Origin of the sequence: Streptomyces sp. NPDC048825, from assembly GCF_043198355.1 — a bacterium.
Taxonomy (GTDB): domain Bacteria; phylum Actinomycetota; class Actinomycetes; order Streptomycetales; family Streptomycetaceae; genus Streptomyces; species Streptomyces xiangluensis.
Window position 1 is genome coordinate 399,384 of the sequence record NZ_JBICUR010000002.1, and the last position, 14,294, is coordinate 413,677.

Consider the following 14,294-nt stretch of genomic DNA (forward strand, 5'->3'; position numbering starts at 1 on the left):
TCGCTCCAGGGGAAATTTACGATGGACGTAAACTTATATCGACCCACTGGAAGGTGTCAACATAAAAATGCCACGAGAGTAAGATTGCTCCATGACTACTGACGCCACCTCGTCCGGACCCCCTACCGGCCTGCGGGAATCCAAGAAGCAGGAGACCCGGCAGCTCATCTCCGACGTCGCCACCGGCTTGTTCCTCGCCCAGGGTTTCGAGCAGACCACCATCGCCGAGATCGCCGCCGCCGCACGGGTGGCGAAGAAGACGGTGACCAACTACTTCCCGCGCAAGGAGGACCTGGCCCTGGACCAGCAGGACGCCTTCACCGCCTCCCTGGCCGGCACGGTGACCGGCCGTCAGGCCGGCGAGTCGGCCCTGTCGGCCCTGCGCCGCGCCTTCGCCGACGCGGCCGCGGACGCCGACCCCGTCGCCGGGTTCTCCGGCCCCGACTTCGCCCGCATGATCGCCGACAGCCCCACCCTCTCCGCCCGACTGCGCGACCTGCACGACCTGCGAGAGGCCGCCTTGGCAGACGCCTTGGCCGACGCCACCGGCTCACCCCGCGGCGACATCACCCCCCGCACCGCCGCCGCCCTGCTCGGCGCCGTGCACCGCACCTTGTTCCAGCGCATCCAGGAACTCACCCTCACCGGCCAGGACAACGCCCGGATCTCCGCCACTGTCATCGCGGAGGCGGACAGCGCCTTCGGCCTGTTGGAGCCTTCGCTCGCCGACTACGCCGCAGCGTGAGCCGTCTCCACCCGCTCCGGCGCCCGAAGTTCGGCGAACCACTCACGTACGCGCGGCCGGGCGACACCGTGCACATCTCCGAGATGTTCCGCCTCGTGCGCGGCACCCAGCACATCCTCGACATGCTCGACGTCCTGCATCGCGACCGTCTCGCCCTGCGCATCCACGACGGCGCATTCTCCCCGATGGACCTCACCGCCCGCCGCCCGCGCACCGGCGCCAAAAGGTGGTGGCTCTGGCCTTGATCGAGACATGGTCAAAAGGGGAATGCTCTGCACCTCGAAACCTCCCGCGAAGTTCACAGCTCCCCGACTACTGACAGATCAGGCATACGCCGGGTACCGTCCTGACCCAGTCCGCCTTGCGTGGACTACACCACAACGGAATCACCCGTAGTGGCACCACCTTCCACAACGGATCGTCCGGCACGTTCCTGCCGGTAGAAGGGGGCCCATCACCATGGCCACTGTCTCGTTCAACAAGGCGACCCGCATCTATCCGGGTGGCGACAAGCCCGCCGTCGACCAGCTCGAGCTCGATGTCGCGGACGGCGAGTTCCTCGTCCTCGTCGGTCCGTCCGGCTGCGGCAAGTCCACCTCGCTCCGGATGCTCGCGGGACTCGAGGACGTGAACGCCGGCTCCATCCACATCGGTGACCGCGACGTCACGCACCTGCCGCCCAAGGACCGGGACATCGCCATGGTGTTCCAGAACTACGCGCTGTACCCGCACATGACGGTCGCCGACAACATGGGCTTCGCGCTCAAGATCGCGGGCGTCAACAAGGCCGAGATCCGCCAGAAGGTGGAGGATGCGGCGAAGATCCTGGACCTCACCGACTACCTGGCCCGTAAGCCGAAGGCGCTCTCCGGTGGTCAGCGGCAGCGTGTCGCGATGGGCCGTGCCATCGTGCGTGAGCCGCAGGTGTTCCTCATGGACGAGCCGCTGTCCAACCTCGACGCCAAGCTGCGCGTGTCCACGCGTACGCAGATCGCGTCGCTGCAGCGCCGCCTCGGCATCACCACCGTGTACGTCACCCACGACCAGGTCGAGGCCATGACGATGGGTGACCGGGTGGCCGTGCTGAAGGACGGTCTGCTCCAGCAGGTCGACTCGCCGCGCAACATGTACGACCGGCCGGCGAACCTGTTCGTCGCCGGGTTCATCGGCTCGCCGGCCATGAACCTCGTCGAGGTCCCGATCACGGACGGCGGAGTGAAGTTCGGCAACAGCGTGGTGCCGGTCAGCCGGGAGGCCCTGTCGGCCGCCTCGGACCGCGGCGACCGCACCGTCACGGTCGGCGTCCGCCCGGAGCACTTCGACATCGTCGAGCAGGACGGCGGCGCCGCGAAGGCCCTGACCAAGGAGACCGAGGACGCTCCGGCGGGCCTCGCCGTCTCGGTGAACGTGGTCGAGGAGCTGGGCGCCGACGGTTACGTCTACGGCAGCGCCAAGGTCGGCGACGAGCTCAAGGACCTGGTCGTCCGCGTCAGCGGCCGCGCGGTCCCGGAGAAGGGCGCCACGCTGCACGTCGTGCCGCGGCCGGGCGAGACCCACGTGTTCTCGACGTCCACGGGTGAGCGTCTCTCCGACTGAGGCACGCGCACGGAATTCACCCGTACCGGGTGAATTCGCCCACGTTGACGGAAAGGGCCCCGCAGCTTGCTGCGGGGCCCTTTTTCTTGTCGACAAATACCCCGGCAGACCGGTCATTTCGACCCGCGTACGTCAACCTCGCACCCCAATTTGAGCACCGGCCGTCGCTCGAACTGATTACCAAATGTCGCCAAATCATTACCCCGCGCTACCCTCACTCGCGTGAAGCACTCCACTAACCCCTCGACGCGACACGGCCGTCGCCCCGCCGACCGCCCGACGCGGCACGGCCGCGGTCCGGCCCGCCGGATCGGCCGTACGCTCGCCCTCGTTCTGCCCGTCGTCCTGGTGCTCTCCGGGACTCTCGCGGTCGCCCGGGTCCCCTGGTCGGGGAGCGACTCCTCGGCCTCGGTGCTCGCCGCCTCCGCCGAGAACACGTCCTCGCGCCCCGCCTCCCGCGCCCCGCAGGACGTGCTGCGCGACAAGCTCCTGCTCGAGCTCCAGGAGAAGGACGCGGGGGTGGCGCTCACCCATCTCCAGGAGGCGGTGAACGGCCGCCCGTCGCTCGCCAGGCACTGCGCTTCCATCGCCCGCGCGCTGGGCCGTGCCGCCGTCGTCAAGTACGGCGCGTCCCGCGCCCAGTCGTTCTCCCGCCCCGTCTGCGACACGTCCTTCGCCACGGGCGTCGCCGGCGGGCACGGCTGACGGGCGGCCGGCTGACGGGCCGGCTGACGGGCCGGCTGACGGGCCGGCTGACGGGCCGGGTGACAGGCCGGGTGACGCGGCCCGACGCCGACACAAGCCCCGGGCGGGGCGCGACGTACAGTGCGGTTCATGAAGCATCCGAACGCCGCGTCGCGCCCCGTTCAAGCCGTTGTCCTGGCCGGTGGCCAGGGCTCCCGACTTCGTCCCTACACCGACGACCGGCCCAAGCCGATGGTCGAGATCCCCGGCACCGGGACTCCGATCATCGGCCATCAGCTGGCCTGGCTCGCCGAGGAGGGCGTGACGGACGTGGTCGTCTCGTGCGGCCATCTCGCCGAGGTCCTCCAGCAGTGGCTGGAGTCGGCCGAACTCCCCGTCCGTGTCACCACCGTGGTCGAGAAGGAGCCCTTGGGCCGCGGCGGCGGCCTCAAGTTCGCCGCCCAGCACCTGCCCCACGCCGATCAGCCCTGGTACGCGACGAACGGTGACATCTGGACCCGCTTCTCGCTGCGCGACATGGCGGACTTCCACACCGAGCGCGACGCGGTGGCAACCCTCGCGCTGGCCCGCCCCCGCATCCCGTGGGGCGCCGTCGAGACCGACAACTTCGGTCGCATCACGGACTTCATCGAGTCCCCGCCGACGTCGTACGAGATCAACGCGGGCGTCTACGTCTTCTCTCCCGAGTTCACCGACATGCTGCCCGACCTCGGCGACCACGAGCGCACCACGTTCCCGCGACTGGCCCGCGAGCGCCGCCTGTTCGGCTGCCCGATCCCGCAGGGCGCGTACTGGCGCGCCATCGACACCGCGAAGGACCTCACAGAGGCGGCGAAGGAGCTGGCGGCACTGGGGCGTTGAGCCTCGCGGCTGTACGTACGTCATCGGGGCCCCGCACTGTGAAAGTGCGGGGCCCCGACTGCGTACCGGCGAAAGGCCGTTACACGAACTGCTACCCGAGCAGACCGCCCACGAGGCTGCCCTCGTCCGAGCCGCCGCCTCCACCTCGGGAACCTCCGGAACCGCCGGAGCCGCCACCCGAGCCGCCGCCCGAGTCGCTGCCGCCGCCGGTGCCTCCGGGGGAGCCCGTCCCGCCCGTCGCGGCGCCGCCCGAGGAGGACGGGCCCGCGCTGGTGCTGGGCGCCTCGGCGGGGGGTGCCGTCTGCTGGGCGGGCGGGACCTGGCCCGTGCCCTGGGTTTCGCTGGGCTGGCCGGCGCCCGCGGTGGCCGACTCGCGGGAGGCGCCCGGGGTGTTTGTGGCGTCCTTCTCGGAGGGGCTGGCCGAAGTCGCGCCCTGGGTGGGCGAGTTGGCGGCCGAGGGGCTCTCCGAGCGGCGGTCGTTGCCGGACTCCTCGGGGAGCGGGGAGCCGGGAAGTTCGTTCCGCGGGGCCTCGCCGGGGCCGGGGACGACCACGCGGTCGGCGTCGCGGACGGCGCCGCCGAGCATGGAGCCGACGAGCAGGGTGAGCCCGACGACGAGGGTGCTGATGAGGGCGCCGCGGCGCAGGACGTAGCGGCGCAGGTCCCAGATGTCGGCGCGTGGCCCGAGCCTGCGCCAGGCGCCGCCCGCGAGGCGGCCGTCGACGGAGTAGACGGGGGCGCCCGCGACGATCAGCGGGGTCCAGGCGGCGAGGTAGATGATGTCGGTCGCGTCGTAGGCGGGGACGCTCTTCCAGCTGACGGTGATCAGAAGCGCGGCCGACATCAGCGCGCCGACGGCGGCGGCGGCCCGCTGCCACAGGCCGAGGACGGTGAGGACGCCGACGATGACCTGGAAGAAGGCGATGAGGAGTCCGGAGCCGACGGGGTGTTCGAGGGCGAACTGCCGTAGCGGCTCGGCGGCTTCCCAGGGTTGGAGGGTGCCCAGCCACTTGACCATGGAGCCGCGCTTGCCGCCGTCGAAGTAGTGCGGGTCGCAGAGCTTGCCCATGCCGGCGTAGATGGAGATGAAGCCGAGGATGAGGCGCAGCGGGAGCAGGACGACGCCGAGGTTCATCCGGCGGCCGGGGTAGTACGCGTGCCGTACCGGGTCGGCGTGACGCCCGCGCCGACCGTCCTCGTCGATCTCGTAGTCGTACTCGTCGGCCTCGAACTCGCCCTCCTCGTACGGGTGTTGGCCGTACTCCTCGTCCGCGCTGCCCGAGGTGCGCATCTGGGGAAGGATGGGGGTCTGGCGGGTCTGGGGGATACGGGGGCCGCCGATGGTGGGGGTCGCGACGGTGGCGTCGGGGTCGGTGTCGTATCCGCCATAGCCGCCGTATCCGGAGCCGCTGTAGCCGTTGCCGTCGTAGCCGCTGTAGCCGCTGTCGTCGAGGCGCGGGATGACCTGGGTCGCCCCGGCCTCGCCCGTCGGGTCCTCGGCGCCGTGGTGCACGGTGGTGCTCCGCGCGGCCTGCAACAGGCGGGTGGCGCCGGTGTCGTCGGGTGCGGACCTCCCGCTCCAGACGACAGGGGCGCGGCGACGGGTGCCGGCGACGGGCCTGCGCGAGGGGTCGGCGGAGCTCAAGTGGCGTGCGACGCGCGGGGATTGCGTACGGGAGCCGGTGCCCAGCTGCACGCGGAAGCTCGCATGATTGACGATGACCTGCGCCGGATCGCTCGGCACCTTCACCATGCTCAGCGCGGGAGCGTCGTCGAAGCCCGACGTGCGGTCCCCCGTGGGTGTGCGGGGTGTTCTGGTGTCCACACTCATCTAACCGAGTGACGTGTCGTTAGGACACTGCCTTGACCGTCCCGATCTGTCCGGACTCCGTCAAGATCACCCCGCCCACCGTCAGGCCCGGCGCCGAGCCGCCTCGTACAGCACGACGCCCGCCGCCACACCCGCGTTCAGCGACTCGGCGCCGCCCGGCATCGGGATCCGTACGCGGAAGTCGCAGGTCTCGCCGACCAGCCGTGACAGGCCCTTGCCCTCGCTGCCGACGACGATGACGACGGGTCCTTCGAGCGCCGCCAGCTCCCCGATCTCGCCGTCGCCGTCGGCGGCCAGGCCGACGACGACGATGCCTGCCTTCTTGTACGCCTCCAGGGTGCGCGTCAGGTTGGTGGCGCGGGCGACGGGCGTACGGGCGGCGGTGCCGGCGGAGGTCTTCCAGGCGCCGGCGGTCATGCCGGCGGCGCGGCGCTCGGGGACGACGACGCCGTGGCCGCCGAAGGCGGAGACGGAGCGGACGACGGCGCCGAGGTTGCGCGGGTCGGTCACGCCGTCGAGCGCGACGATCAGCGGGTCCTCGCCCGCGTCGTACGCGGCGGCGGCGAGGTCCTCGGGGTGCGCGTACTCGTACGGCGGGATCTGCAGGACGAGGCCCTGGTGGTTGAGGCCGTTGGTCATGCGGTCGAGTTCGGGGCGGGGGGCCTCCATGAGGTGGATGCCGCCGCGCTCGCCGACGAGCTGGAGCGCCTCGCGCACTCGCTCGTCGTTGTCGATGAACTGCTGGACGTACAGCGTGTTCGCGGGCACGCCCTCGCGCAGCGCCTCGACGACGGGGTTGCGGCCGACGACGAGTTCGGAGGTGGACTTGCCGCCGCGGCCCTTGGGGGCGGGGCGACGGGCGGTCTGCTTCGCCTTGGAGGTGGCGACGCGGTTCTTCTTGTGCCCCTTGCGCATCTCGGCGGGCGGGGTGGGGCCCTTGCCTTCCAGGCCCCGGCGTCGCTGGCCGCCACTGCCGACCTGCGCGCCCTTCTTGCCGGACATGCGGCGGTTGTTTGCGGCCATGACCTACCTGTCTGTGTGAAAGCGTGCGTGTGTACGTCTCTGAATGCGTTGTGCGTCTATGAAGTGTGCCGCCCGGAAGGCCGGGCGGCACAATCGATCAAGGAAGCCGCCGAAGGGATCAGCGCGGGCCGAGTGTCCAGCGGGGCCCCTGGGGACCGTCCTCGATGACGAGGCCGGACTGGTTCAGCTGGTCACGGATGGCATCGGCGGTGGTCCAGTCCTTGCGGGCGCGGGCCGCCTCGCGCTGGTCGAGGACCATGCGTACGAGGCTGTCGACGACCCCGTGCAGATCCTCGCCCTGGTCGCTCTCGCCGGCCCACTGCGCGTCGAGCGGGTCGAGGCCGAGGACGCCGAGCATGGCGCGCACCTCGGCGAGCCGGGCGACGGCCGCGTCCTTGTCGTCAGCGGCGAGTGCGCTGTTGCCCTGCCGGACGGTGGTGTGCACGACGGCGAGGGCCTGTGGCACTCCCAGGTCGTCGTCCATGGCCTCGGCGAAGGCGGGCGGCACGTCGGCCGCGGGCTCGACCGGCTTCCCCGCCAGCTCCATGACCCGCTGGATGAAGCCCTCGATGCGCGCGAACGCCGACTCGGCCTCGCGCAGGGCCTCTTCGCTGTACTCGATGGTGGAGCGGTAGTGCGGGGTGCCCAGGTAGTAGCGCAGCACGATGGGCCGCCAGTGCTTGACCATCTCGCCGACCAGCACGGAGTTGCCGAGCGACTTGGACATCTTCTCGCCGCTCATGGTGACCCAGGCGTTGTGCACCCAGTACTTGGCGAACTCGTCGCCGTAGGCCTTGGCCTGGGCGATCTCGTTCTCGTGGTGCGGGAAGATCAGGTCCAGGCCACCGCCGTGGATGTCGAAGGCCGAGCCCAGGTACCTGTGAGCCATCGCCGAGCACTCCAGGTGCCAGCCGGGGCGGCCGCGGCCCCACGGCGTCTCCCAGTCCGGCTCGCCGGGCTTGGTGGCCTTCCACATGGCGAAGTCGCGCGGATCCCGCTTGCCGGTGATGCCCTCTTCGGCCGGCTGTCGCATCTCGTCCAGGTCCTGCTTGGACAGCTCCAGGTACGAGGGCCAGGAGCGGACGTCGAAGTAGACGCTGCCGTCGGCCTCGTAGGCGTGCCCGCGCTCGATGAGCGTGCGCATCATCTCGACCATCTCGGTCACGTGGCCGGTGGCACGCGGCTCATACGTCGGCGGCAGGCAACCGAGGGCGGTGTAGGCGTCGCCGAACGCCCGCTCGTTCTCGTAGCCGATGGACCACCAGGGGCGGTTCTGATCGGCCGCCTTCCAGATGATCTTGTCGTCGATGTCCGTGACGTTGCGGATGAACGTCACGTCGTAGCCGCGGTACGCGAACCAGCGGCGCATGATGTCGAAGTTCAGGTTCGACCTGACGTGCCCGATGTGCGGGGCGGCCTGCACGGTGGCACCACACAGGTAGATCGAGACACAGCCCGCTGAGAGCGGGACGAAGTCACGGATCTGCCGGGCGCTGGTGTCGTACAGGCGAATAGTCACGGGTCCAAGGGTAGTGGGTGTCCCTGCGGGGGTTTAGCGGGTTGTCTCCGGCGGTTGGGCGGGTGGGTTGGCTTTAGGGGCGCGGGGCTGTGACATATGCGGCTCCGCCGCGTGGGCGCGACCAGCCACCACGGCCCCGCAGCCAAGACGCGACTCGTCACCACCCACCCCCTTGGTGCCTGGGGGCGCAGCCCCCCGCTTTCGGGAAGGGGCGGGGTGGGGAAGAACAACGCCCAGCTCAGCCGGTGCGAACGATCAGCGCCGTAGCGACCGCCAGCAACCCCTCGTCGCGCCCCGGAAACCCGAGCCCGTCCGTCGTGGCGCCCGAGACCGAAACGGGCGCCCCCACCGCATCAGAGAGCAACTTCTGCGCCTCATCGCGGCGTTTGCCGATCTTGGGCCGAGGCCCGACGACCTGAACGGCAACGTTGCCGATGTGGAAGCCGGCGTCGCGGACGATACGCGCCGCCTCGGTGAGCAGCGTGATCCCGGACGCCCCGGACCACTCGGGCCGCCCGGTCCCGAAGTGAGCCCCGAGATCACCGAGTCCTGCGGCAGAGAAGAGCGCATTGCAGGCGGCATGCGCGACGACATCCGCGTCGGAGTGCCCGGCAAGGCCCGGACCTTCGCCCTCCCACTTCAGCCCGGCACACCACAGCTCCCGCCCCTCCTCGAAGGCGTGAACGTCGGTGCCGATCCCGACCTGCGGCAACAAGAAGGGCGGGGGCGCCTCAGAAGCCATCGGTCGCCCTCCGCCGCGCCAGGACCGCCTCGGCCAGCACCAGATCGAGCGGCCGGGTGACCTTGAACGCCTCCTCGTGCCCCGGCACGACGACGACGGGCTCGCCCAGCTGCTCGACCATGCTCGCGTCGTCGGTGACCCCGTCCGTGACGGTCTCGTGGGCATGCAGGAGGATGTCCCGGTCGAAGCCCTGCGGAGTCTGTACGGCCCGTAGCCGCCCTCGCTCGGGAGTGGCGACGACCGGCTCGGGCAAGCCGCCGGTACGCGGCTCGACTTCCTTGACGGTGTCCGCAAGAGGCAGCGCCGGTACGACGGCGGGGGCCCCGTCCCGTACCGCCTCGATGACCGCGTCGACGGTGTCGACGGGCACCAGCGGCCGGGCGGCGTCGTGCACGAGCACGATGTCGATGCCGGGCGGCAGCACATCGAGGCCGAGCTTCACGGACTCCTGCCGGGTGTCACCACCGGGCACGACGAGGAAGTCGGTGCGCTCGGGCAGAGAATGCGTGTCCAGGAGCGACTTGACCTCGGCGGCACCGTCGGGCGGCGCCACGACGACGACCAGCGAGACGGCGCGCGACGCGGCCATCGCGCGTACTGCGTGAATGAGCATGGGAGTGCCGTTCAGCGCGCGCAGCGCTTTGGGGGCGCCCGGCCCGAGGCGCACGCCTCGGCCCGCGGCCGGAATCACGGCCGCGGTACCGGCCCCGGAACGGCGTGAATCGTCAGACATCGGTTCCTGTCGGGTGTGTGTGCGTGCGGGTGTGTACGGGTTGTGTACGACCAGGCCCTGTCGTCGATCCGGCGTCCACCGGACGTCAATCCATTGCGCACCGGACGCCGTTCGGCGCGTCCGGTTTGACCCGCCGGTTGACGCCGGTTTGACGACCGGGCCCGTGTGGGTATGGCCTCAGCGTGCCGGGCGCGACGCCTTGACCGGGGACCCTTCCGTGACATCTGGTCGAGCCAGCTGCCCGGGCCCGGCACGCCAAGTATCGGTGGCCGGAAATTCATTACCCAGCCGCTGACGCATGGTCGTACGGTGTTCTGGGTACGAGCATGCCGCAGCGCCCGGCGACAGAACTTACGTCATCGGGCACCGCGGCATTTCAATTGCGTACGCCGGACCGCTCGTTTCGCCTCTGGTCTGGAAGCGATCAGAGAGTGACGTGCGTCAGGACGCGAGGACCTCGTCGAGCAGGGCCTCGGCCTTGTCCTCGTTCGTGTTCTCCGCGAGGGCGAGCTCGCTCACCAGAATCTGCCGAGCCTTGGCGAGCATGCGCTTCTCGCCGGCGGAGAGTCCACGCTCGCGCTCACGACGCCACAGGTCACGGACGACTTCCGCAACCTTGATGACATCACCGGAGGCGAGCTTCTCGAGATTTGCCTTGTATCGACGCGACCAGTTCGTGGGCTCCTCGGCATACGGCGCGCGCAGCACTTCGAAGACCCGGTCCAGCCCATCCTGACCGACCACATCACGTACGCCGACGAACTCCGCATTGTCCGCTGGCACACGCACCGTCAGGTCGCCCTGGGCGACCTTCAGCACCAAGTAGGTCTTGTCCACGCCTTTGATCTGGCGAGTTTCGATGGCCTCGATCAGCGCGGCCCCGTGATGGGGATAGACCACGGTGTCGCCAACCTTGAACGTCATGTGACAGGTACCCCTTCCGTGGCTATCCAGAGTAACACGAGAACCGCATCTTCTGAATGGCGTTTTCGCAGGTCAGGGCACATCTCGGGGCTTGACAACAACGACAGGAACGTGCTGCGAGGGGGCGAGACCAGGGGGTATTCGCAGGTCGGAGCGGTTCCTCGGGGGAGGTGAAACCCGCCCGTTACAAGCCTTCGAAGGCCTACTCGCGTGGCCGAACGTCCAGATTTGTCGGGTTCCGGTGACGGGGCTTGCGCTACTCCGTTCGGTGACCGGGGGCGGGTACGAGACGAATCCGGAATTGATCACGCCAGGTCGAAGATCAATTCTCTTGCGCACCCCCGGATCGCATTCCTTATAGGAAATGTTGTCAATGTGGCTTGGGTTACCAGGGCGTACTCACGTGCTCTTTGTGGGGCAGCGTGATGTCGCGTGACTTGAGGGGCGCGCCCCTCGGCGCGGTGGTCGCAGCGACGCCAGGAGAACGGTGGGTGGGGTCCCCCCGGTTCGAGCGAAGTCGAGAACTGGGGGAGGGTCGGGTGCGGGGGCTCGGTGGCGGATCGGTAACCTGAGCCGCTGACAGACCTTAGGACGGCTTTACACGTACGCCGCCCTGCTCCGCCCACGTTCAAGGAGTTGCCGCAGCCGTGAGCAGCAGCCTTCGACGCGGCGCCCTCGCCGCCGCCGCCATCGCGTTCTCGATCGCCTCGCTCGCCGCGTGCGGCGCCGGAAGCAACGCCCAGTCGCTGGAGATCAAGCCGGACAACGCGGCGACCAGCGTCGGCGACATCCAGATCCAGAACGCCGTGGTGATCACCCAGCCCGACCCCGAGTCGACGGGTCCGTCCGCGATCTCCGCGACCCTGTTCAACAACGGCAACAGCGACGAGACGCTGGAGTCGATCCGCGTGGCGGGCATCGAGGACCCCGTCACGCTCAGGCCCGCCGAGGGTTCCGGCCCGATCACGGTCCCGGCCGACGGGTCGGTGATCCTCGGTGGCAAGAACAACGCCTCTGCCGTACTGAACGGCAGCCGCGAGGCCCTGGAGGACGGTGACGCGCAGCAGGTCACCTTCACCTTCAGCGAGACGGGCCAGGTGAAGCTGCGGGCGTTCGTCGTCCCGGCCGAGGGCTACTACGCCGAGTGGGGCCCGTCCGAGACTCCCCAGGCGCCTGGTTCCGAGGGCTCCGGGAGCCCGAGTCCCACCCGGGCTCCGGCCTCTCCGTCGCAGTCGTCCTCGAGCACGACCGAGCCGGGTTCCGGTGAGGCCGGGGCCGACGGGGCCGGGCAGAGCCCCACGGACGCGGCCTCGCAGAGCGCGCCGCCCACGGCTCCCGAGGCCGGCGAGGGCGCGGTCGCGGAGGACTGAGCGGCGTACGGCCGCGGAATTCTCGTACGGACGAAGGGCGGGACCCCTCCTGGGGCCCCGCCCTTCGTCATGAGTGCGCGAGAGGTTCGGTTTACGGCTCGAACTTGTATCCGAGGCCTCTGACCGTCACGAGGTACCGGGGCGCGCCAGGGTCCGGTTCGATCTTGGCGCGGAGTCGCTTGACGTGGACGTCGAGGGTCTTGGTGTCGCCCACGTAGTCGGCGCCCCAGACTCGGTCGATGAGCTGCATACGGGTCAGGACTCGGCCCGCGTTGCGCAGCAGCATCTCCAGGAGGTCGAACTCCTTGAGGGGGAGGTCGACCTTGGAGCCGGAGACGGTGACCACGTGGCGGTCGACGTCCATGCGGACCGGGCCGGCCTCCAGTGCGGCGGGGGTGACCTCCTCGGGCTCCCCGCGGCGGCGCAGTACGGCGCGGATGCGGGCGACCAGCTCGCGCGAGGAGAAGGGCTTGGTCACATAGTCGTCGGCTCCTATTTCCAGGCCGACGACCTTGTCGATCTCGCTGTCCTTGGCGGTGACCATGATCACCGGGACGTTCGAGCGGCTGCGCAGCTGGCGGCACACCTCGGTGCCGGGCAGTCCGGGCAGCATCAGATCGAGCAGGACGAGATCGGCGCCGTTGCGCTCGAACTCGTCGAGGCCATCGGGCCCGGTGGCCGCGATGGCGACCTCGAAGCCCTCCTTGCGGAGCATGTAGGACAGGGCGTCGCTGAAGGACTCCTCGTCCTCGACGACGAGCACTCGGGTCACGGAAGGACCTCCGGGGCAGAAAGCGATTCGTACGGGGATGTTGTGGGGGATGTGACGGTGGTCTTTCCGTCGGGCGGCCCGGCGTCGACGTCGTCGGCGAGTCCGGACGTGTGGTCGGTCGCGCGGTCGCGGGCCACGCCCGCCTCCGGCAGCCGGAGGGTGAAGGTGGAGCCCTGACCCTCGGAGCTCCACACCGTGACCTCCCCGCCGTGCGAGGCGGCCACGTGCTTGACGATCGCCAGGCCCAGCCCCGTACCCCCGGTGTGGCGGGAGCGGGCCGGGTCGACGCGGTAGAAGCGCTCGAAGACGCGCTCGCGGTCCTTCTCGGAGATGCCGATGCCCTGGTCGGTGACGGCGACCTCGATGAGGTCTCCGCCGGGCGCGGGGACCCGGCGCGCGGCGATTCCCACGCGCGTACGGGCGGGCGAGTAGTTCACGGCGTTCTCGACGAGGTTGCCGAGGGCGGCGGCCAGCTGGCCGCGGTTGCCCCAGATCTGCAGGTCGGCGGTTCCGTCCGCCCGTCGCCCACCACCATCCTCGTCCGAGGTCCCCACGGGCCCGCCCCCCACATTGGCGGCCATGGTGATCTGCTTGGTGCCGGCCTGGTGGCGGCAGCGGTCGATGGCCTCGGCGACGAGTTCGTCCACGCGTACGGGCTCGGCGTCCTCGAGGGGGTCGTCGTTCTGGACCCGGGAGAGGTCGATGAGTTCCTGGACGAGGTTGGTGAGGCGGGTGGCCTCGATCTGCATGCGTCCGGCGAAGCGTTCCACGGCCTCCGGGTCGTCGGAGGCGCCCATGACCGCCTCGGAGAGGAGGCTGAGCGCGCCGACTGGGGTCTTGAGTTCGTGGCTGACGTTGGCGACGAAGTCGCGTCGTACGGCCTCGATGCGGCGGGCCTCGGTGAGGTCCTCGACGAGGAGGAGTACGAGGCGGGAGCCGAGCGGGGCGACGCGGGCGGACACGGCGAGGGCTTCTCCGCGGCCGGTGCCGCGGCGTGGCAGGTCCAGCTCGACCTGCCGTATCTCGCCGTCGCGCCGGGTGTCGCGGGCCATCTGCAGCATGGGCTCGACGGCGAGTTTGCCGCCGCGTACGAGACCGAGGGCGTATGCGGCGGAGCTTGCCTTGACCACGGCGTCGGCCTCGTCGAGCACGACGGCGGAGGAGCGGAGCACGGACAGGACCGTGTCGACTCCCGGCGGAAGCACCGGGTCCGTGTGCAACGAGGTGCGCGTCGGCCGCTTCTGCTCCCGCTCGCTCCAGCGGAACGCCAGCATGGCGATGACGCCGGTGAGCACACCGGCGATCGCTGCCGCTGCGGCGACCGCCGCGTTCACGTCCATGGCTCCAGGTTAGGCATGACGTACGCCCCCCTTACAGCGCCCAGAGTGTCAGCTCGAACACTCGTCGCCCAGAGTTCACCGTGGGGACCGTGCTGGTTCATTTGTTCCGAGCGACTTCGGAGGAAGGCATACC

14 protein-coding genes are annotated in these 14,294 nt (G+C 70.0%); 6 read left to right on the plus strand and 8 right to left on the minus strand.

The window, feature by feature from the left end; genetic code table 11:
* Nucleotides 1–91: 91 nt before the first annotated feature.
* From ACGFNK_RS07205 to ACGFNK_RS07225, 5 genes are all read left to right on the plus strand, one after another.
* Entirely contained in the window at nt 92–745 is a 654-nt protein-coding gene (locus tag ACGFNK_RS07205) for a TetR/AcrR family transcriptional regulator (protein WP_393412780.1), read from the plus strand.
* The gene (locus ACGFNK_RS07210) at nt 742–990 is read left to right on the plus strand and encodes a recombinase family protein (RefSeq protein WP_393412782.1); all 249 of its coding nucleotides are present in this window, start codon (nt 742–744) and stop codon (nt 988–990) included. The genes ACGFNK_RS07205 and ACGFNK_RS07210 overlap by 4 nt, the downstream gene beginning before the upstream one ends.
* A 214-nt stretch (nt 991–1,204) precedes the next feature.
* The gene (locus ACGFNK_RS07215; protein WP_393412784.1) at nt 1,205–2,341 is read left to right on the plus strand and encodes an ABC transporter ATP-binding protein; all 1,137 of its coding nucleotides are present in this window, start codon (nt 1,205–1,207) and stop codon (nt 2,339–2,341) included.
* Nucleotides 2,342–2,563: 222 nt separating this feature from the next.
* Complete coding sequence (locus ACGFNK_RS07220) at nt 2,564–3,046, plus strand: hypothetical protein (RefSeq protein ID WP_388680134.1); 483 nt, start codon at nt 2,564–2,566, stop codon at nt 3,044–3,046.
* Between the two features lie 129 nt (nt 3,047–3,175).
* A complete protein-coding gene (locus ACGFNK_RS07225; protein ID WP_386354520.1) occupies nt 3,176–3,907 on the plus strand; it encodes an NDP-sugar synthase in 732 nt (243 codons plus the stop codon).
* A 91-nt stretch (nt 3,908–3,998) separates the two neighbouring features.
* Here the strand turns inward: ACGFNK_RS07225 and ACGFNK_RS07230 are convergent, their stop codons facing one another.
* The 6 genes from ACGFNK_RS07230 to ACGFNK_RS07255 form a co-directional block, all read right to left on the minus strand.
* Nucleotides 3,999–5,738 carry a DoxX family membrane protein gene (locus ACGFNK_RS07230; protein WP_393412787.1) on the minus strand — a complete coding sequence of 580 codons (1,740 nt, stop codon included), beginning with the start codon at nt 5,736–5,738 and terminating at the stop codon, nt 3,999–4,001.
* Between the two features lie 81 nt (nt 5,739–5,819).
* Nucleotides 5,820–6,761 carry a 23S rRNA (guanosine(2251)-2'-O)-methyltransferase RlmB gene (rlmB, locus tag ACGFNK_RS07235; protein ID WP_393412789.1) on the minus strand — a complete coding sequence of 314 codons (942 nt, stop codon included), beginning with the start codon at nt 6,759–6,761 and terminating at the stop codon, nt 5,820–5,822.
* Between the two features lie 118 nt (nt 6,762–6,879).
* Complete coding sequence (gene cysS / locus ACGFNK_RS07240) at nt 6,880–8,280, minus strand: cysteine--tRNA ligase (protein ID WP_393412791.1); 1,401 nt, start codon at nt 8,278–8,280, stop codon at nt 6,880–6,882.
* A gap of 238 nt (nt 8,281–8,518) precedes the next feature.
* Complete coding sequence (gene ispF, locus ACGFNK_RS07245; RefSeq protein WP_393412793.1) at nt 8,519–9,022, minus strand: 2-C-methyl-D-erythritol 2,4-cyclodiphosphate synthase; 504 nt, start codon at nt 9,020–9,022, stop codon at nt 8,519–8,521.
* On the minus strand, nt 9,012–9,755 hold the full coding sequence (ispD, locus tag ACGFNK_RS07250) for a 2-C-methyl-D-erythritol 4-phosphate cytidylyltransferase (RefSeq protein ID WP_393412795.1): 744 nt from the start codon (nt 9,753–9,755) through the stop codon (nt 9,012–9,014). The genes ispF and ispD overlap by 11 nt, the downstream gene beginning before the upstream one ends.
* Before the next feature lie 441 nt (nt 9,756–10,196).
* Entirely contained in the window at nt 10,197–10,679 is a 483-nt protein-coding gene (locus ACGFNK_RS07255; protein WP_003953493.1) for a CarD family transcriptional regulator, read from the minus strand.
* Between the two features lie 647 nt (nt 10,680–11,326).
* On the opposite strand from ACGFNK_RS07255, the gene ACGFNK_RS07260 reads away from it, so the two are divergent.
* Nucleotides 11,327–12,049 (plus strand): DUF461 domain-containing protein, encoded by a 723-nt coding sequence (locus tag ACGFNK_RS07260; RefSeq protein WP_393412797.1) that lies wholly within the window; start codon nt 11,327–11,329, stop codon nt 12,047–12,049.
* A gap of 91 nt (nt 12,050–12,140) precedes the next feature.
* Here the strand turns inward: ACGFNK_RS07260 and ACGFNK_RS07265 are convergent, their stop codons facing one another.
* Together ACGFNK_RS07265 and ACGFNK_RS07270 are read right to left on the minus strand one after the other, a co-directional pair.
* On the minus strand, nt 12,141–12,821 hold the full coding sequence (locus tag ACGFNK_RS07265; protein WP_149509342.1) for a response regulator transcription factor: 681 nt from the start codon (nt 12,819–12,821) through the stop codon (nt 12,141–12,143).
* Nucleotides 12,818–14,161, minus strand: a complete 1,344-nt coding sequence (locus ACGFNK_RS07270; protein ID WP_393412799.1) for a sensor histidine kinase — start codon at nt 14,159–14,161, stop codon at nt 12,818–12,820. The genes ACGFNK_RS07265 and ACGFNK_RS07270 overlap by 4 nt, the downstream gene beginning before the upstream one ends.
* Between the last annotated feature and the right edge of the window lie 133 nt (nt 14,162–14,294).